General features: G+C 37.0%; 22 protein-coding genes. All 22 read left to right on the top strand.

Annotated elements, in window-relative coordinates; genetic code table 11:
* Positions 1-129: 129 nt before the first annotated feature.
* The 22 genes from mcrB to ACKI2P_RS02220 all read left to right on the top strand — a co-directional run bounded on the left by mcrB (position 130) and on the right by ACKI2P_RS02220 (position 19,233).
* Positions 130-1,458 carry a coenzyme-B sulfoethylthiotransferase subunit beta gene (gene mcrB / locus ACKI2P_RS02325; RefSeq protein ID WP_407374642.1) on the top strand — a complete coding sequence of 443 codons (1,329 nt, stop codon included), beginning with the start codon at positions 130-132 and terminating at the stop codon, positions 1,456-1,458.
* Between the two features lie 34 nt (positions 1,459-1,492).
* A complete protein-coding gene (mcrD, locus tag ACKI2P_RS02320; RefSeq protein WP_407374640.1) occupies positions 1,493-1,942 on the top strand; it encodes a methyl-coenzyme M reductase operon protein D in 450 nt (149 codons plus the stop codon).
* A 3-nt stretch (positions 1,943-1,945) separates the two neighbouring features.
* A complete protein-coding gene (gene mcrC / locus ACKI2P_RS02315) occupies positions 1,946-2,545 on the top strand; it encodes a methyl-coenzyme M reductase I operon protein C (RefSeq protein ID WP_407374638.1) in 600 nt (199 codons plus the stop codon).
* Positions 2,546-2,547: 2 nt separating this feature from the next.
* Positions 2,548-3,306, top strand: a complete 759-nt coding sequence (gene mcrG / locus ACKI2P_RS02310) for a coenzyme-B sulfoethylthiotransferase subunit gamma (protein ID WP_407374637.1) — start codon at positions 2,548-2,550, stop codon at positions 3,304-3,306.
* Between the two features lie 6 nt (positions 3,307-3,312).
* On the top strand, positions 3,313-4,968 hold the full coding sequence (gene mcrA, locus ACKI2P_RS02305) for a coenzyme-B sulfoethylthiotransferase subunit alpha (protein WP_407374636.1): 1,656 nt from the start codon (positions 3,313-3,315) through the stop codon (positions 4,966-4,968).
* Between the two features lie 311 nt (positions 4,969-5,279).
* Positions 5,280-6,158, top strand: coding sequence for a tetrahydromethanopterin S-methyltransferase subunit E (gene mtrE / locus ACKI2P_RS02300; protein ID WP_407374635.1), 879 nt, complete (start codon positions 5,280-5,282; stop codon positions 6,156-6,158).
* A gap of 13 nt (positions 6,159-6,171) precedes the next feature.
* Positions 6,172-6,873 carry a tetrahydromethanopterin S-methyltransferase subunit D gene (gene mtrD / locus ACKI2P_RS02295; RefSeq protein ID WP_407374634.1) on the top strand — a complete coding sequence of 234 codons (702 nt, stop codon included), beginning with the start codon at positions 6,172-6,174 and terminating at the stop codon, positions 6,871-6,873.
* On the top strand, positions 6,874-7,689 hold the full coding sequence (gene mtrC / locus ACKI2P_RS02290; protein ID WP_407374633.1) for a tetrahydromethanopterin S-methyltransferase subunit MtrC: 816 nt from the start codon (positions 6,874-6,876) through the stop codon (positions 7,687-7,689).
* 17 nt (positions 7,690-7,706) lie between these two features.
* Positions 7,707-8,036, top strand: coding sequence for a tetrahydromethanopterin S-methyltransferase subunit B (locus ACKI2P_RS02285; RefSeq protein ID WP_407374632.1), 330 nt, complete (start codon positions 7,707-7,709; stop codon positions 8,034-8,036).
* Positions 8,037-8,753 carry a tetrahydromethanopterin S-methyltransferase subunit A gene (mtrA, locus tag ACKI2P_RS02280; protein WP_407374631.1) on the top strand — a complete coding sequence of 239 codons (717 nt, stop codon included), beginning with the start codon at positions 8,037-8,039 and terminating at the stop codon, positions 8,751-8,753.
* A 13-nt stretch (positions 8,754-8,766) separates the two neighbouring features.
* Positions 8,767-8,973, top strand: coding sequence for a tetrahydromethanopterin S-methyltransferase subunit F (locus tag ACKI2P_RS02275; protein ID WP_407374630.1), 207 nt, complete (start codon positions 8,767-8,769; stop codon positions 8,971-8,973).
* Between the two features lie 10 nt (positions 8,974-8,983).
* Positions 8,984-9,223 (top strand): tetrahydromethanopterin S-methyltransferase subunit MtrG, encoded by a 240-nt coding sequence (mtrG, locus tag ACKI2P_RS02270; RefSeq protein WP_407374629.1) that lies wholly within the window; start codon positions 8,984-8,986, stop codon positions 9,221-9,223.
* A 13-nt stretch (positions 9,224-9,236) separates the two neighbouring features.
* Entirely contained in the window at positions 9,237-10,169 is a 933-nt protein-coding gene (gene mtrH / locus ACKI2P_RS02265) for a tetrahydromethanopterin S-methyltransferase subunit H (RefSeq protein ID WP_407374628.1), read from the top strand.
* 160 nt (positions 10,170-10,329) lie between these two features.
* Complete coding sequence (locus ACKI2P_RS02260) at positions 10,330-11,799, top strand: methanogenesis marker 14 protein (RefSeq protein ID WP_407374627.1); 1,470 nt, start codon at positions 10,330-10,332, stop codon at positions 11,797-11,799.
* 15 nt (positions 11,800-11,814) lie between these two features.
* Positions 11,815-12,423: an NTP transferase domain-containing protein gene (locus ACKI2P_RS02255; RefSeq protein WP_407374626.1), complete on the top strand. Its 609-nt coding sequence runs from the start codon at positions 11,815-11,817 to the stop codon at positions 12,421-12,423.
* Positions 12,424-12,478: 55 nt separating this feature from the next.
* Positions 12,479-12,748 carry a PRC-barrel domain-containing protein gene (locus ACKI2P_RS02250; protein WP_296884071.1) on the top strand — a complete coding sequence of 90 codons (270 nt, stop codon included), beginning with the start codon at positions 12,479-12,481 and terminating at the stop codon, positions 12,746-12,748.
* 139 nt (positions 12,749-12,887) lie between these two features.
* Positions 12,888-13,643, top strand: a complete 756-nt coding sequence (locus tag ACKI2P_RS02245; RefSeq protein ID WP_407374625.1) for an ABC transporter ATP-binding protein — start codon at positions 12,888-12,890, stop codon at positions 13,641-13,643.
* On the top strand, positions 13,612-14,862 hold the full coding sequence (locus ACKI2P_RS02240) for a SufB/SufD family protein (protein ID WP_407374624.1): 1,251 nt from the start codon (positions 13,612-13,614) through the stop codon (positions 14,860-14,862). The genes ACKI2P_RS02245 and ACKI2P_RS02240 overlap by 32 nt, the downstream gene beginning before the upstream one ends.
* Positions 14,863-15,180: 318 nt before the next feature.
* Entirely contained in the window at positions 15,181-15,606 is a 426-nt protein-coding gene (locus ACKI2P_RS02235) for a hydrogenase iron-sulfur subunit (protein WP_407374623.1), read from the top strand.
* Between the two features lie 16 nt (positions 15,607-15,622).
* Positions 15,623-16,549 carry a F420-nonreducing hydrogenase gene (locus ACKI2P_RS02230; RefSeq protein ID WP_407374622.1) on the top strand — a complete coding sequence of 309 codons (927 nt, stop codon included), beginning with the start codon at positions 15,623-15,625 and terminating at the stop codon, positions 16,547-16,549.
* A 1-nt stretch (position 16,550) separates the two neighbouring features.
* The gene (locus ACKI2P_RS02225) at positions 16,551-17,978 is read left to right on the top strand and encodes a Ni/Fe hydrogenase subunit alpha (protein ID WP_407374621.1); all 1,428 of its coding nucleotides are present in this window, start codon (positions 16,551-16,553) and stop codon (positions 17,976-17,978) included.
* A 19-nt stretch (positions 17,979-17,997) separates the two neighbouring features.
* Complete coding sequence (locus tag ACKI2P_RS02220) at positions 17,998-19,233, top strand: 4Fe-4S binding protein (RefSeq protein ID WP_407374620.1); 1,236 nt, start codon at positions 17,998-18,000, stop codon at positions 19,231-19,233.
* Positions 19,234-19,496: the final 263 nt, after the last annotated feature.

Raw genomic sequence — 19,496 nt, 5'->3', positions numbered from 1 at the left:
AAAATAAAATTTGTATACCATATGGCTGGCTATTGCATAACTTGCTTTGTAGCTCAACTCAATTTGGTTAAAAATTTTACCATTGAGAGTGGTATATTAGTTAAACTCTATTTATTTAGGAGGCAAAAAATGGCAAAGTTTGATGCTAAAATCGATTTATTCGATGATAGAGGCAATGAAATTGCATCTGTCGTACCAATCGAAGCTATAAGTCCACTTAGAAACCCTGCAATCCAAAACATCGTAAAAGGTGTTAAAAGAACTGTTGCAGTAAACTTAGAAGGACTCGAAAAATCCGTTAAAACCGGATGCGTTGGTGGAGACAAATCCAGAATTTTAGGAAGAGAATTAGATCTCGCTATTGTTGACAATGCAGAAGCAATCGCAGAAAAAATGAAAGGAATTATTCAAATTTCCGAAGACGACGATACTACTGTAGAACCAATTTCTGGAGGAAAAAGATTATTAGTACAAGTACCAACTAAAAGAATTGATGTTGCTGCTGAATACTCTGTAGCTGCTCTTTCCTCAGCTTCCGCTTTAGTACAATCTGTAATTGACATTTGTGATGTTGACATTTATGATGCAAACTTCGTAAAAGCTGCAGTATTAGGTAGATACCCACAATCTGTTGATTACAAAGGTTCCAACATTGCAACTATGTTAGATATTCCACAAAAACTCGAAGGTGCAGGTTATGGTTTAAGAAACGTTAAAGCACACGACTTCGCTGCTGCAACCTTGAAAAATACTTTCCAAGCTACTGCATTAGCAGCTATTTTCGAACAAACTGCTATGTTTGAAATGGCAGATGCTTTAGGTTCATTCGAAAGATTACACTTATTAGGTTTAGCTTACCAAGGTTTAAACGCTGATAATTTAGTATATGACTTAGTTAAAGATAATGCAGACGGAACTGTTGGTAGTATTGTACAAGCAACTATTGCTCGTGCAGAAGCTGATGGTATTATTGCTCCTGAAGAACAATTAACCGATTTCGCTATTTACAACACTGATGACGCAGCTAAATGGAACGCATATGCTGCTGCTGGTGCTGTAGCTGCAACTATGGTTAACGTCGGTGCAGCTCGTGCTGCTCAAGGTATTCCATCTACTTTATTATACTTCAACGACAACCTTGAATTCGCTACTGGTTTACCTGGTTTAGACTATGGTAGAGCAGAAGGTGTAGCTGTAGGATTCTCCTTCTTCAGTCACTCCATCTACGGTGGTGGAGGTCCTGGTCTCTTCAACGGTAACCACGTTGTAACCAGACACAGTAAAGGATTCTGTATCCCTTGTGTAGCTGCTGCTATGTCTTTAGATGCAGGAACACAACTCTTTTCACCAGAAGCAACTTCTGGTTTAATTAAAGAAGTATACAGTCAAATTGACGAATTCAGAGAACCTATCAAAGCTGTTGCTATCGCAGCTGAAGAAATTAAAGGTGACATCTAATTAATTTAAACTAATCTAATTTGAAGGTTAAAACATGGATATTGAAATTTTTCCTCACAGAGTTCTTGGAAGTGACACAACAGAAAAACTATTAAGTGACTTAGAATCTTTAGAAGATGTAAGAAGAACAGTGATTCAAGGACCAAGATTTCCTAAAGGTGAAGCTACTTTACCTCCACAATACAGGGAACGTAGAGTAATCAATGTCAATGGTGAAAATGTTGTTTTACAAGTTAAAACTGCAAGGATATTCATTGAACTAACAATGGAGTCAACAATTGATGAAATTAGGAAAATCTGTGAAAAATACATTCCATTCGGATTTGATATTAATCAAGACAGGTCACACTATATTAGGAAACAAAAAACTGTTACTGATAGAATCAAGTATGGTAACAAAGAGTTGCCAGATGAATTAGTAGGAATGACTGATCAATATTCCACTTTTGATGACCATGTGAAAATTATTAAGAAGGATGACTAAAATATGATAGGACGTTGTACTCACGTAGTAGACTGCAGAGAAACAAGCGGTATGGGAAAAGGCGGAAGTCTTGCTCAAAGAGGCACTTTTGCTGAATGTGGCAGTGACGTATGCGCTGTAGCTATGTCCCCTGGACGTAGGCACATTACTAAACCTGTTTGTGAAATCACTTTCGGTTTACGTGAAGCAAATGTATTAACAAGTACAATGGTTTTAAATGCGGGTGCTGGTGTTCCTAGTGATGCTCCAGCTTCAGGGGGTACTTTATTTGGACTCACTGATAAAGAAGTGGAACAAATGCAAAATTTTAAATTGCTTGTAATTCACTTAGGCGGAGTTGCCAATCATTTAATTTACAAAGCAAGATTAATTCTAAGGAATGTAAATAAACACTGTATTATTATATGTGAATCACCAGTGGACTGTGAAGATTTTGCTAAAATTGGAGTAAAAACTTCTAAAGTCATGCCAAATCATGAAGATGTCAAAACCCAAGGTACTATTGATGATGTCGTAACAGGCGTCATTCGAGGTCAAACAATTTCACAAGAAAAATTAGATGAGATAATTAGAAAAGTTAAATTAGCATTAGGAGATGCATAATTATGGTACAAATTTATCCAGGTACTTCTCAGGTTGCTCAAAACAGAAGAAACTTTACTAACCCTGAATATGAGTTAGAAAAGCTAAGAGAAATTTCTGACGAAGACGTAGTTAAAATATTAGGTCACAAAGCTCCAGGTGAAGAATACAAATCAGTTCACCCACCATTAGATGAAATGGACGAGCCAGAAGACAGTGTAAGAGAATTAGTAAAACCTATCGACGGTGCAAAAGCAGGAGACAGGATTAGATACATCCAATTCGTAGACTCCATGTACTTCGCTCCAGCACAACCTTTCTTAAGAGCTAGATCTTACTTATCCAGATTCAGAGGAATCGATACCGGTACCTTATCCGGAAGACAAGTAGTCGAAGCAAGAGAAAGAGACTTAGAAAAACTCTCAAAAACACTCTTAGAAACTGAATACTTCGATACTGCAAGAACCGGTATTAGAGGTGGAAGTGTACACGGTCACTCCTTAAGATTAGATGAAAACGGTTTAATGTTCGATATGCTCAGAAGACAAGTATTCAACAAAGAAACCGGTAAAGTCGAAATGGTAAAAGACCAAATTGGTAAAGAATTAGATGAACCTGTAATTTTAGGTGAACCATTAGACGAAGAAACTTTAAGAGCAAAAACCACTATTTACAGAATAGATGGTGAAGCATACAAAGATGACGTAGAAGCTGTAGAAGTTTGTCAAAGAATTCACGTTTCCAGATCCTTTGGTGCATTTGATCCAAACGCAGGATGGTAGATTAATATGGCTGATAAAAAATTCTTAGATGCAATGAAAAAGAAATTCACAGAAGACCCAACCGAAAAAACAACCCAATTCTATAACATGGGTGGTTGGACTCAATCTGAAAGAAAAACTGCATTTGTAAACGAAGGTAAAGAAATTGCTGAAAAAAGAGGAATCCCAATGTACAACCCAGACATTGGTTCTCCTTTAGGTCAAAGAGCTTTAATGTCTTACCAATTATCTACTACTGATACTTTCGTAGAAGGTGATGATTTACACTACATTAACAATGCAGCTATCCAACAAGCATGGGATGATATTAGAAGAACTGTAATTGTAGGTTTAAACACTGCACACAACGTTCTCGAAAAAAGATTAGGTATTGAAGTAACTCCTGAAACTATTACAAACTACTTAGAAACTGTAAACCACGCTATGCCTGGTGCAGCAGTAGTTCAAGAACACATGGTAGAAACTGACCCACTAATCGTACAAGATTCCTATGTAAAAGTTTTCACTGGTGACGATGAATTAGCAGATGAAATTGACTCCGCATTCGTTTTAGACATCAACAAAGAGTTCCCTGAAGAACAAGCTGAAGCTTTAAAAGCTGAAGTTGGTGGAGCTATTTGGCAAGCTGTAAGAATTCCATCCATCGTAGGAAGAGTCTGTGACGGTGGTAACACCTCCAGATGGTCTGCTATGCAAATTGGTATGTCCATGATTTCTGCATACAACCAATGTGCTGGTGAAGGAGCTACTGGTGACTTCGCTTACGCATCCAAACACGCAGAAGTTATCCACATGGGTACTTACTTACCTGTAAGAAGAGCAAGAGCAGAAAACGAACTTGGTGGAGTTCCATTCGGATTCATGGCAGATATCTGTCAAGGTTCCAGAGTCTACGCTGACGACCCTGTAAGAGTATCCTTAGAAGTAGTAGCTTTAGGTGCTGCTTTATACGACCAAATTTGGTTAGGTTCTTACATGTCTGGTGGTGTAGGATTCACCCAATATGCTACTGCAGCATACACTGATAACGTATTAGACGACTTCACCTACTACGGTAAAGACTACGTAGAAGACAAATACGGCGGATTAACTGAAGCACCTAACAACATGGACACTGTTTTAGATGTTGGTACTGAAGTTGCATTCTACGCATTAGAACAATACGAAGAATACCCAGCTTTACTTGAAACTCACTTCGGTGGATCTCAAAGAGCTTCCGTTATTTCCGCAGCTGCTGGTTGTTCCACTGCATTCGCTACTGGTAATGCACAAACTGGTTTAAGCGCATGGTACTTATCCATGTACTTACACAAAGAACAACACTCCAGACTCGGATTCTACGGTTTCGATTTACAAGACCAATGTGGTGCTGCTAACGTATTCTCCATCAGAAACGATGAAGGTTTACCACTCGAAATGAGAGGACCTAACTACCCTAACTACGCGATGAACGTAGGACACCAAGGTGAATACGCTGGTATCGCACAAGCTCCTCACGCAGCTCGTGGAGACGCTTGGGCTTTCAACCCATTAGTAAAAATCGCATTTGCTGATAAGAACTTATGCTTCGACTTCAGTAAAGTTCGTGAAGAATTTGCTAAAGGTGCATTAAGAGAATTCGAACCTGCAGGAGAAAGAACTGCTATTACTCCAGCAAAATAGATGAATGAACACGTAGATAGGTGATTTCTCACCTATCTATATTTTTATAAATTCAAGTTTACTTGAAAACTTGGAAAAGATTTATATTATTAACATTACGAAATATATAATATTCGAAAGTAAACTGGTGCCGAAAATAGTAAAAATCAAGTTTGCTTGAAAACTTTCAAAACATTTATATTATAATAAATTAAAAAGTATTACTATGCAACAGTTTTGTTGCTACATGATTTTTATATGGAATAAAAATCAAAATTATTTCACGTTTATTAAATGATCAATTTAATAAAATAATATGGAGGAAAAAAATTATGGACCCTGTAACATTAGGTGTTGTTGCATTAATGGGTGCAGTTGCTACTATTGGAGGGGCTGCAGAGGACTTAGAATCCGATATCGGTTCTCAAAGTAACCCTAACTCTCAAGTTCAACTTGCTCCACAAATGGGACATTTACACCGTATGATAAACAAGGCGGCTTCTGGTGAACCAGTCGCTTATGGTGTTTGGTGTGGTGTCGCTGGTGCTATTGCATATTTAGTAATGTCTTTAGGTATGATGCCTATCGTAGCTATCGCAATGGGTGCTTGTGTCGCTGCTTTTGTTCACGCTATTTATACTGTTACATCCCACATGGGAAGGATTGTTGGACAATCCCAATTCGAACAACCATTATTTATGGATGTATTAACACAATCTTTAGGACCTATTGTAGGTCACGGATTTATAACTAGTTTTTGTATTGTCGGAATTTCTTACTTAATGACCATTCCTATTAATGGTGCTGCATTACACGTATTCCCATTACCACTCTTAGCAATGCTTTGGGGTATTGCTTTAGGTGCTATCGGTTCTTCAACTGGGGACGTTCACTACGGTGCAGAAAGTGAGTATCAAAAATTCGAATTTGGTGGAGGAACCCCTGTAGCTATTCAAGGGGATATCGTTACTAAAGCTCCATTAGGTGCTAAAAACTCTATGGATGTAGTAAACTTCTGTGCTAAATTTGGTGGACCATTAACTGGTTTCTGTTTCGGTCTCGTTGTATTCTTTAGTTTCTGGAATACAGTAGTATTTGGATTATATGGTGGTATTGTTGTAGGTATTATCATTGTTATCTTATTAATTATCATGGATAACTATCTTGAAGTATTTGCAAGAAACAAATATGGACCATATGAGGATGAATAAGGAGGTTTCGATTATGGATCCAATTACATTAATTTTATTCATCGCAATAGGCGGTATTATGATTGGTGCAGGTGTGCACTTTATCCCTGTAGGAGGAGCTCCTGCAGCTATGGCAACAGCTACTGGTGTAGGTACCGGTACTGCTATGTTAGCTGCTGGTGCAGGTTTAACAGGTCTTATTACTGCTGCAACTATGACAGGTGAACCATTTTATATAGTAGGTATAGGTGGTGCAATAGGTGCTATGATCATGATGGGTATTACCATGCTCATTGCTAACTTAATTTATATCTTTGGTGTAGGTATTGTACCTGCAGCATCAAAAGTACCTGTTGACTGGATTACCAAACGTAACCAAGAAGCTTACAAAACTCCTGGTACCGAAGGTCACGGTGTACCAGTAACTTCATTTGTAAGTGGTCTTATTGGTGGACTTCTTGGTGGTTTCGGTGGTGGATTAGTCTACTACGGTATCAACACTGCTGTTAATGAAAGTTCTTTTGTAACTGACCCTGCTATAAGTATTGGTTTAGCTGCTATTTTAGGTGTAGGTGTGTTCTTTATCAACTCTGTAATCGCTTCATACAACATCGGTGGTACCATTGAAGGTATGCACGATCCAAAATTCAAAAGGATTGGAACTGGAGCTATTGCATGTGCTATCGCATCTATCGTTGTCGGAATATTTTGTGTTATTTTAACTGGAGGTATCTAAATGTCTGCTGGTGGAAGTGCTGACGGTGCAGCTGCAGGTGCAGTAAGTTCAACTATGTTATTAGCATTAGGTATCGTTGGCGGATTAATCTGTATTTACCTTTCTGGATTTTTAGGAGACCTTATAGGCCCAGTAATTGCAGCTATTGGTGCTGTTTTAGCAATTATTTGGGGATCCGATGCTATTCGTAGAGTAGCAAGTTACGGTTTAGGTACTGGTGTACCATCTATCGGTTATATGTCTCTTTCCGTTGGTGTAATTTCAGCATTAGCTGGTCTCAGTTTAGCTACAGTCTTTAAAATTGGTTTACTCGGACCTATTGCTGGATTTGTTGTTGCAGTAATCATCGGTGCAATCATTGCTATTGTAGCAACTAAAATTGTTGGTATGAAAATCCCTATTATGCTCCAATGTACAGTTGAAATTGCAGGAGCAGCTATGTTATCTATCTTAGGATTTTCAGTTGCTATCGCAGGTAGTTACGACATGATGGCAATTTATGAACATGTTGTTGCAACCGGATTTATTGCAGTATTATTTATTATGTGTACTATGGCTATTCAACACCCATTCAACGCATGTTTAGGACCTAACGAAGATCAAGTAAGAACTCTCAAATGTGCAGCATCAACTGCATTCTTATCCATGACTCTTACCGGTCTTATGTCTGTCACTACTGGTGGATTAGGTTGGTTCATTGTATTCATCGTTGGTTTAATCGGTTGGATTGTATCATTCAGAGCATTTGTATTAGCTTCATGCAACGATGCAGCTTCAACTAGATGGGCTGGATTATGGCCTAACGTAGAGGAATAGAATAGGAGGAATCAAATATGGCTCAAATGTTACCTATGATTCAGGTTATACCTGAAATGAATTTCGGATTAGACCCAGCAACTGGGATTATCGGATCATCTTTAGGTTCAGGAATTGTACTCCTATCTATGGATGAAGTAGAAGAACAAGTAGCAAAAGTCGAATTGGCTGCTGATGAATTAATGGCTTCATTAGACCCATACACAAGTCCTGTTGGTTCATTCCCTGGAAGGGAAGGTTCATATGTTACCGCAGGTTTATTAACTAACATGGTATATGGTTTCTTATTAGCTACATTCATTATATTTGCTGCATTACCAATCTTACAAGTCTTGGGGGTTTTATAGATGGCTGATAAAAAAGCTCCTGCAGATGGCTGGCCGGTTATCAGTGGGGATTACATTGTAGGTGATCCTGAAAGCCCTGTTGCAGTAACCACTTTAGCTTCTCACATTGAAGCTGAATTATCTGGAGCAGCTATTGCAGGTCCATGTAAAACAGAAAACTTAGGAATTGAAAAAGTAGTTGCAAACATTATTTCAAACCCTAATATTCGTTTCTTAATATTAGCTGGTGCTGAAGTACAAGGTCACATTACTGGTCAAAGTTTTAAAGCTTTACACGAAAACGGTGCTGACCCTGACAAAAAGAAAATCATCGGCGCAACTGGTGCGATTCCTTTCGTAGAAAATGTTCCTCTCGACGGTATTGAAAGATTCCAACAACAATTAGAAATTGTTGATTTAATTGATACTGAAGATATTGGAGCTATTCAATCTAAAATTAATGAATGTGTAGAAAAAGATCCTGGTGCTTTTGAAGAAGAAGCTATGATTATTTCTGTTGATGATGATGACGGAGAAGAAGAAGAAGGAGAAGCAATGAAAGTTGTTTCTGCTGAAACTGCTCTCATCGAAGCAAGAATCAGAGATATTAACACCAAAATTGATATGGTTGGTGGAATCCAAAGAAATTTAGCCGGTAATTATGCTGGTAAAGTTCAAGGAATCATGATAGGATTAGCTTTTACTTTAATTATAGGAGTTTTATTCTTAATGTTCTAAGGAGAGTATAATTATGGTACAAATTTCTAATAAACCAAATATCAATGGAATGAAAACTGCAGCTGATGATGCAGAATACAGTTCAAAACTTCTTGCAAGAGAAGGTAAATTATTTGCAGGTTTACTAGCTACCAGATTTAAAGGTTTTGCCTATGGTGCTTGTATTGCAGTACTCTTAGTCGTAATTATTCCTTTCATTGCAAAAGCTTTAGGATTATAGAGGTGTTATTATGAGTGACGGAGATTCAATACCTCAAGTAATGGTATCCTCAGATGATTTCAACGCTCTCGCAAAAAAATTAGATGAAGCTGAAGAAAAAGTTGATTTCACTGTCGGAGAATATTACCAACGTTTAGGACAACAAACAGGTAGAGATGTTGGTATATTATATGGTATTATAATTGGATTAATTATTTTAGTTGTAGCTATAAAATTCGGTGTAGCTTCAATGTTGTCAACCTTAATATAGGAGGTTTATACTTATGTTTAGATTTGATAAAGAACAACTCGTCGTAGATATTGCTGGAGTAAAAATGGGAGGACAACCTGGTGAATACCCTACTGTTTTAGCAGGAACTATCTTTTACGGCGGACACAATATTATTAGTGATGAAAAAGCAGGTATCTTCGATAAAGATGCTGCTGAAGAAAGAATTAAAACTATGGAAGAAATGTCAGATGTAACCGGTAACCCTTGTGTTGTACAAACTTTCGGTGCAACCCCAGAAGCTATGGTTAAATACTTAGAATTTGTTGGTGACATCTGTGACAAACCTTTCCTTATAGATTCAACCGCAGCTGCTGCAAAAATTGCAGGTGTAGAATACGTACAAGATGCTGGATTATGTGAAAGAGCTGTATACAACTCTATCAGTATGGCAGCAGAAGCTGGTGAAATCGAAGCTGTTAAAAATTCAGACATCGATGCATCCATTCTCTTAGGATTCAACCCAATGACTCCTGGTGTAGAAGGTAAAATCGAAATTTGGGAAACTGGTGGATCTGTAATCGACCAAGGTATTCTCGAAATGGCTGACGAATGTGGAATTACCAAACCATGGATGGATGTAGCAGTTACTCCATTAGGTCAAGGTGCAGGACCTGCTGTAAGAACTTCTTTCGCAGTAAAATCCAAATGGGGATACCCAGTAGGATCCGGTATTCACAACGTTCCATCTGCATGGGACTGGTTAAGAGGATACAAAAAAGAACACAAAGAAGCATGGCCTGTTTGTGATATAGGTTCTAACATCGTACAACAAATGGCTGGAGGAGACTTCGTTTTATTCGGACCTATCGAAAACGCAAGACTCGCATTCCCTGCTTGTGGTATGGCTGATATTATGATTGCTGAAGCAGCAAAAGATATCGGTACCGAACCTGTAGAAGACCACCCAATTAACAACTTATTATAGATATAATAAAAGGGTCTAGATTAGATGATTCAGTTCATCTAATCATTTTTTTCTATTTTTTAAATAATTTTCAACGATTTTTCTTAAGAACATTTTAATAAGATTTATATTATCTTAAAAAGATATTATTATTTAACTTTATAATAGGAGAGGTTGAATAATGTCTTTTTTAAGTAGAATTTTTAATAAAGGTCCAAAGCCAATTATTGCTCATTCTAAAGAAGGTAATTTGGCTTCCTTAAGAGCTCAAAGAGCAGGTCCTGCAAGTCCGGGTGCTGTTCAAAAACCTGATACTTTTTATGTAACTGCTTCTGTTGAATTAGGTAACACTACTACAAAATCTATTGTAATGGCTACTAATTTAAACACAAGTGAATCTTATCTGTTAAATAAAACTGTTAAAATGACCAGGGATATCAGGCCACCTAAACCTTCTGAGGAGGTATTCGGTAAAACAGTTTGGGGTATTGAATTATCTAAAGAAGCGGTAACTGAATTAATTAGAGATACAGTATTGGAATCCCTTAGAAAATGTCAAGTTGATAAGGATGAGGATTTAGACTTTGTAGTAAGGTCCACTGGGGTTACAGCAGGTTTTGCTACTGCTGAAGAGGCAGGTCAGTTAATCATTGCTCTTGCTGACGGCTGTCTTGAAGCCGATATTCCTCCTCGTAAGATGTCTCCTGCAATGAGCATTTCTCAGCTTCCGGAAAGATTACAAAAACATTCCCTTTTGGAAAACATCATGTTTGACGGTGCTGTAGTTAGTGTAGTTCCTCCTGAAGGTAAGGAAACTGTTGCAAATGAGATGGAAGGGGAACTTGTTACTGCCGGTATTAAGTTAGGTGCTAAATGGACAGATGTTGATTACAGAAACCCTTGTGTTTCTCTGGATTTCGGATCTACCTTGGCCGGCCGTATTGTTAATGACAACGAACCTTACGCTAATACAGTCGGAAACTTCCTGGGTCTTGCTGGTGTTGTAAGCGACTCACTTGCCAGAGGTTCAGGAAAAATCGATAAGAAAAACGGTGCTGCTTTAGATTTATATGATGAAAAAGCAATGAAAAAGGCTGACCATAAAAAGGCAGAAGCCAATGCTTTGGAAGCACATAAATTAATTAACATTACAAAAGTTCCTATGGATGTTGAAAGATTCGGAACTGTTCCTGTAAATCCTGTTGCTGCAGAAAAGGCAGGTACTACATTAATAGGTTGTGATGTTGGTTTTAATGGTGATAAACTACCTGAATTGATGGAATTGGGTGCACAGTTCTATGATGCTGATGGTCTTCCAACCTTGCTTTCAACACTGGATTATGTAAGTACAAACATTGTTAAAAGAGTATTGGATGTTGCATTTAAGGAAAATGTAATTGTTGAAGGCTCCGCTTTGGGTATTACAGGTAGGGCAGGTATTACTGGCCGTAAACCTGAACTCATTTTGGAAGCGGTTCAAGACAAATTCGAAAATGTTGTATTTGTTGAGGATGGTCTTGCATTAGGTTCTGCTATTATGGCGCGTTGTATGAATTCAATGGGTACTCCTAAGGTTCCTATTGGAGGAAAACAGGGTGGAAGATGCATTCTTAAAGATCGTATGAAAATGGCCGGCGGAAAATTTGCTTAAATTAATGTGAAATTCATGATTTATGCAATTTTGATGGCTGGAGGTATGGGAACTAGACTTAAAGTTCCCTGCGAAAAACCTCTATTCAAATTACGCGATAAACCATTGATTAAATATGTGCTTGACAATCTAAAATCCTCTAAATTAATCGATGAAATTGTTATTGCAGTTAGCCATCATACTACTGAAACCACTGAATATTTGAAATCTTTGGGGGATGATTTTCAGATATTGGATACGTCCGGTGATGATTATCTCACAGATTTATCTTTTATTTTGGACTATTTTGAAAAAAAATCAAATCAGGATATTTTGCTTTTTATAAATGCTGATTTACCATTCATTTCAACAGAAATTATTGATTATACCTTGAATTATTATTTCAATTCGGATAAAGATGCACTATCTACTGTGGTTCCAGTTGAAATCTTCGAAGAATTGGGGTTGGATTATTCTTATGAATATAACGGCAATGTTCCTTCAGGAATGAATGTTTTAAGAAGTATCAATATTGTTCAGGATGAAGATCAGCTTGTCATTCCCAGGGTTGAATTGGCCTTGAATATTAATACCCTTTTGGATAGTGAAATTGCAGAAAAATTATACGATAGATATTATATTTAAATATAATGAAATTAAATAATTATATAATTATATTTAATTTTTATCAGGTGATTCAATGGAAAATAAACAACAACTTCCTAAAAGAGAAGAAAAATTATGGAGCGAAATTAAAAATTATCAAGTAGCTACCAACAATGCTCGTATCCTTGGAGTATTGGACGAATTAATTATCAACGAAAAAACAGGAAAAATTGTCGACATTGCTATTAGAGTAGAAAGCGACCGCAATATCCATGTAAAAGGCGCTAAAAGAAACGGTGACTTGTTATTAGTTCCTTTTGCTAAAGTTGAAAAAGTCGGTGAATTCATTATTGTAACTGAATAAGTTCAGTTATTCTTTTTTTATTTTTTTATAATTTCTTTTTTTTATGGATTTTTTATAATTTTTTGTTAACTATTTATAGTGTGGAAACTATATTATATATGTATAACAAATTCATATTTTATTTTATTAGGGTGATTATATGTTACTTGAAATTGAAAACTTAGCAGTTGAAGTGGCTGGAAAAAGGGTTTTAAAAGGCATTAACCTTGCTATCGACGAAGGTGAAACTCATGTTCTTTTAGGACCAAATGGGGCCGGAAAAAGTACTTTATTTTTAACCATTTTAGGATTTCCTAACTATAAAGTAGTAGAAGGTACCATTAAATTCAAAGGTCAGGATATAACTAAATTATCTACTGCGGAAAGAGTCAAACTTGGAATTGGGGTAAGTTTCCAAACTCCTCCTTCAATCAGAGGTGTTTCTGTAAGGGATTTGCTTAAAATCATTTCAGATCAGGATATGGATGATGATTTAAATCCAAGAATGCAGGAGTTAGCCGGACAGCTCAAGTTCAGTGATGAATTTTTAGACAGGGATGTAAATTACGGTTTTTCAGGTGGGGAAGTAAAACGTTCCGAAATCTTACAGTTGCTTGCTCAAATGCCTGACTTTACCATGTTTGATGAACCGGATTCCGGTGTTGATATTGAAAATGTAGAATTGTTGGCTTCTGAAATTGGAACTTTACTTGATAAGGACAAACCGCAAAGAAGCAGAAAAAGAAGTGGTTTGTTAATTACTCATTTAGGTTATATTTTAAATTTTGTTAGTGCTGATAAGGCGCATGTTTTAATTGATGGGGTAATTTCCTGTTCAGGAAATCCGTCTGAAATTTTAGAAGATATTAGAAAAAACGGTTTTAATGGATGTGTTGAGTGTGCGCAATGTTTATGAGGATGCTGAAAGGGCAAAAGATAAAAAGGCAGCAATCGGTGCTGATGTAACTATAGAAAATTTCACAGATGAAACTGTTAATGCTTTAGATATGATTGATGATTTGGATGATTTGTCCACTCAAACCAAAAAGGATTTATTAAAAGTTGGTGTGGATACTGACGAGAAAAACAGGTCCGGATCATTTCTGCAGGTTGATCAAAGTAATATTTTCACCAACAACACCATGTCAGATTCCATTGAGGTTATGAACATTGGTGTTGCATTGGACAAATACAGCTGGGTTGAAGACTACTTGTGGAATGTTGTCAAACCTGATGCAGATAAATACACAGCAAAAACTGCTTTACGTGAAAAAGAAGAAGGTGTCAAAAGCGGTTACTTTGTAAGGTCTCTTCCTGGAACTAAAGAAGTAATGCCTGTTCAGGCATGTATGTTCATTAGTGATACTGACATTTTGCAAACAGCTCATAATGTGATTATTGCCGAGGAGAACTCAGAACTTCACTTAATTACCGGATGCGCAACAGGTGATGACATATCTTCTGCAATGCACGTTGGTGTATCTGAAATGTATTTAAAACCTGGTTCAAAAATTACCTTCACTATGGTTCATAATTGGGCTGAAGAAGTTGAAGTACGTCCTAGAACCGGTGTTAAACTGTTAGATAATTCCACATACATTAACAATTATATTTTAACCAGTCCGGTTAACACTATTCAATCTTTCCCGACTGCATACTGTGACGGTGAAAATTCAAGAGCTATCTTCCAAAGTATTCAAGGAGGAAAAAAGGATTCAATCATTGATGTTGGTTCCAGAGTGCTTTTAAATGCTAAGGGAGCTAGAGGAGAAGTTATTTCAAGAGCTGTAGCTCAGGATGAATCTCAAATTTATGCCAGAGGACATCTGGCCGGAACCGTACCTGATGTTAAAGGACATCTTGAATGTCATGGGTTAGTTTTATCCGATGACAGTTTTATTTACGCTGTACCTGAACTTGAGGCCAGTTCTGCTAATTTGGAGATGTCTCACGAGGCCGCTGTTGGTAAAATTTCTGAAGATGAAATCAATTATCTGACTTCTAGAGGTATTTCAGAAGAAGATGCAGAGTCCATGATTGTTAGAGGATTCTTAAATATGGATATTACTGGTCTTCCTGATGAATTGGCTCAACAAACTCAAATGATGATTGATATGAGTCTTGATGGAATGTAATTCCATCCACTATTCTTTTTTTCTTATTTACTTATCGTATATCTTTTTTTCAAATGGCTTGTTTTATAGTATATAAACTTTTTGCCTTTAATTTCTAAGTAACCTTTATATTAATTATTAATGAAATATATTAATCAGTACATAATGTAATGCTGAGCTAGCTCATTACGTACATGAAATTGTGATTTTAAGGCGTGCCTAAAACAGTATGTCTTAAAAAAAGAATTTTAAAATTTTTTAAAAAACTTTAAAATTTGAATTTGAAAGACGAAAGTTTTTCTAAATTCGCAAAAAATATTATAGAGGAGGAGAAACTCTATGGCTGATGATGTAAAAATTGTAATGTTTTGTTGCAACTGGTGTTCCTATGGAGGAGCAGACACAGCTGGTACTGCAAGGATGCAATACCCACCGAATATTAGAGTTATTCGTGTAATGTGTTCTGGTAGAATTGACCCACAATTTGTTTTAAAAGCATTTAAAGAAGGTGCTGATGGGGTATTTGTAGCTGGATGTCACATGGGTGACTGCCACTATGATGCTGGTAACTACAAATTAGATCGTAGAATGAGATTAATTTATAGATTAGTTGAAGATATGGGAATTGGAAAAGAAAGAGTTCACCACGATTGGATTTCTGCATCCGAAGGTGAAAAATTCTCTGAATCTGTTAAAATGATGGTTAACAGAATCAAAGACTTAGGTCCAGCTCCATTAAAAGAACAATTAGATGCTGAAAATTAAATTGGAGGGATTTTATATGGCAGATAAAGTAAAAATAGGAACCATGTGGTTAGGCGGATGTTCCGGTTGCCACTTATCCATTGCGGATTTCCACGAATCCTTAATTGATGTTATGGAATTCGCTGATTTCGTATTTTCCCCTGTACTCATGGATACTAAATACGATGAAGTACCTGAAATGGACATTATTATTGTCGAAGGTGGAATCAGAAACGATGAAAACAGAGAATTAGCAGAAATGTTAAATGAAAAAGCAAACATGGTTATTTCTTACGGAACCTGTTCTTGCTACGGTGGTATTCCAGGTCTTGGAAACTTATGGACCGTTGAAGAATTAGAAGAAGAAGCATACATTAACTCCGTATCTACCGTTAACCCTGAAGGAATTATTCCTCACGAAGATGTACCTCATCTCGAAAGCAGAGTAAGACCTTTAAGCGAATGTATGGATATTGACTTAATGATTCCAGGTTGCCCACCTCGTTCCGATGTTGTAGCTGAAGCTGTTTTAACATTATTAAGAGGAGAAACCATCGAATTACCTTCCACTAACCTTTGTGAAGTATGTCCTAGAGAAAAACCACCTGCAGGTTTAGCAATGGACTTCATTAAAAGACAATTCGAATTAGGTTTACCAGAACCTGATTTATGTTTAATTACCCAAGGTTTAGTATGTATGGGTCCTGCTACCGTATCTTTATGTGGTGCAGAATGTCCTTCTATTGGTATCCCATGTAGAGGATGTTACGGTCCTACCGCAAAAGTATTAGATCAAGGAGCAAAAATGATCAGTGCGATTGCATCTGACTACGGTGTACAAGAAGATAAAACCGTTGATCCTGAAACTGTCGCAGATCAATTAGATGATATTGTAGGTACTTTCTATACTTACACATTACCTGCTGCTTTAGTACCAATGAAAATGCAGAAAGGAGGAGAATAAAATGGTTAAGCTTACAATGGAGCCTGTCACTCGTATTGAAGGACACGCAAAAATTACAGTACATCTTGACGATGCTGGAAATGTTGAAGAAACAAGATTACACGTTATGGAATTCAGAGGATTCGAAAAATTCTTAACAGGTCGTCCTGTAGAAGAATTAGCAAGAATTGTTCCTAGGATCTGTGGTATTTGTGATGTACAACACCACTTAGCAGCTGCTAAAGCTGTTGACCAAATTTTCGGATTTGATGATTATGAAATTTTACCAACTGCTTACAGAATGAGAGAAATCATGAACTGGGGTTCATACATGCACTCCCACGCTCTCCACTTCTATTTCTTAGCAGCACCGGATTTAATCATTCCAAACGGAACTAGACAAACAAGAAATGTTTTCCAAGTTATTAAAGACATGCCTGAAATTGCACTTCAAGCAATCAACATCAGAAGAAACGGTTTAGAAATGGTAAGAAAAATCGGTGGTCGTCCTATTCACCCAACTTCATCCACCCCAGGTGGTATTTCTACCGAATTAGATGCTGATACTCAAAAAGACTTACTTGAAAGAGCAAAAACAAATGTCGAATTAGCACAAGCTACTTTAGACTTAGCTATTCCTGTATTTGAAGAAAACATTGACTTAATTTCCTCATTAGGTAACTTCGGTGACACCAGACACTGTGGTACCGTAAAACCTGACGGAACTTGGGATGTATATAACGGTAACATCAGATTCAGAGACAAAGATGGAAGCGACATGTTCGAATACAGAAACGAAGAATACACCGACTATGTTGCAGAACACGTAAAACCTTACTCCTGGTTAAAATTCCCTTACATTAAAGAAATGGGATACCCAGAAGGTATTTACAGAGTTGCACCATTATCCAGGATTAACGTATGTGACCAAATGCCTAAAGAAGCACCTCTCGCACAAGAAGCTCTTAAAGCTTTCCGTGACGCTTTCGGATATGCTCAAGCACCATTATTATTCAACTATGCTAGACTCATCGAATTATTAGCATCTGCTGAATGTGCTGCTGCAGCATTAGAAGAAGATTTATCCGGTAAAAAATTCCCAGATGAATTAGAAAGAACCGAAGGTAAAGGTGTAGGTATTGTAGAAGCACCTCGTGGTACTTTAATCCACCACTATGAATCCGATGAAAATGGATTATGTAACTACGCAAACATTGTTGTTGCTACAATCCAAAACAACCCAGCTATGGAAATGGGTATTCACCAAGTAGCTAAAGATTACATCAAACCAGGTATGGAAGTTGGTGACGAAATCTTTAACTTAATGGAAATGGTTATCAGAGCTTACGACCCATGTTTATCCTGTGCTACCCACACAATGGATAGTCAAATGAGATTAGCTGAAGTAGATATTGTAGACAGTGAAGGAAACCTCATTAAAAAATTCTAAATTTAAGGGGGTTTTATAAATGATAGTATTTAATGAAGATGGCTGTATAAAATGTGGTGCTTGTGAAGGTACTTGCCCTACATCAGCTATTGAAGTAACACCTGACTCAATTATCCACTGTGACACTTGTGGTGAAGAACCAAAATGTGCTGACGCTTGTCCTAATGGAGCATTAAAAGTAGAAGAATATGAAATTGTTGACGGTGTAACCCAAGCAAGATTAGTATTCAACTCTATCTTATGTGACTCTTGTGGTAAATGTGAAGAAGTATGTCCACAAGAAACCATTAAAGTCACTGGTGAGAAATTAAAAGAAGTTGAAGGATTCTGTGTAATGTGTCAAAAATGTGTTGACATTTGTCCTGTAGATGTAATTGGAATTCCTGGTGTTAAAGAACCTGCTGCATGCGAATTAGATCTCAGTGGTAAAGGACCTGTTTACATCGCTGATTGTGTTGGATGTGGAACTTGTGTAGAACCTTGTCCTGTAAACGCAATTACCCTTGAAGAAGTAGGAAGTCCTGTTACCGTAAATGATGATTGTATCAGATGCGGTTTATGTTCACAAACCTGTCCTTGGAATGCAATATTCATCTCAGAGAAAAAACCTGTCAAACGTAGTAAAGAGATTACTTCATTCACTTTCGATTCAGCTAAATGTATTGGATGTAACACTTGTGTTGAAGCATGTCCTGGAGACTTTATTACCGCAAACAACTCCACTTTAACTGTTGCTATCCCTAGTGTATGTGCAGCATGTGGTTTATGTGTAAAAATGTGTCCTGTTGATGCTTTAGAAATCGAAATCGAATGGGGTGAAGGTAATCCTGTTGACGCAGAAGGTATCGGAAGAGACGTCGAAAAATGTGACTTCATCGGTGCATGTGCAAACAAATGTCCTACTGAAGCTATTCGTGTAGTTACCAAAACTGGTATGTGCTGCCCTGCTTTAGAAGAGACTGATTTAGAACCATCCTTCGCAAGCTGTATTAGATGTGGAGCTTGTGCTTCAATGTGTTCTAACGATGCTTTAAAAGTCGAACAATATGAAATCACTATTGGTGATGAACCTGTCGTAAGAGACAGAATTTCATTCAACCCATCTAAATGTGATCAATGTGGCGACTGTATCGAAGCATGTCCTTACGATATGCTCCACAAAACAGAAAATCCTAAATTACCAATTGCAGGATTCTGTACCTTATGTGGTCAATGTATCGAAGCATGTCCAGAAGACGCATTATGTTATAAATAGGTGTGATAACACACACCCTATTTTTTTCTTTTTTTTTAAATCTGTAAATTTTTATAAAATAATCTGTTTTTGTGTATTTCAACTATTTTATATTATAATTTTAAAAAATAGGATTAGTTTTAGTTTATCAAAAATATTGCAAGAATACCATGACCTCTTAGGTCATGGATGAATTGCACAAAAAATTACTTATCAAATGCTCTCTGAAGAACTTTAAATACCAATGAAATCTAAACTAATAAATGACAAAGTTAATCAAAACT

The sequence above is a fragment of the Methanobrevibacter sp. genome, assembly GCF_045541095.1.
Lineage (GTDB): Archaea > Methanobacteriota > Methanobacteria > Methanobacteriales > Methanobacteriaceae > Methanocatella.
Note: the sequence above shows the minus strand (reverse complement) of the source record. Positions and strands in the feature narration are given on the sequence as shown.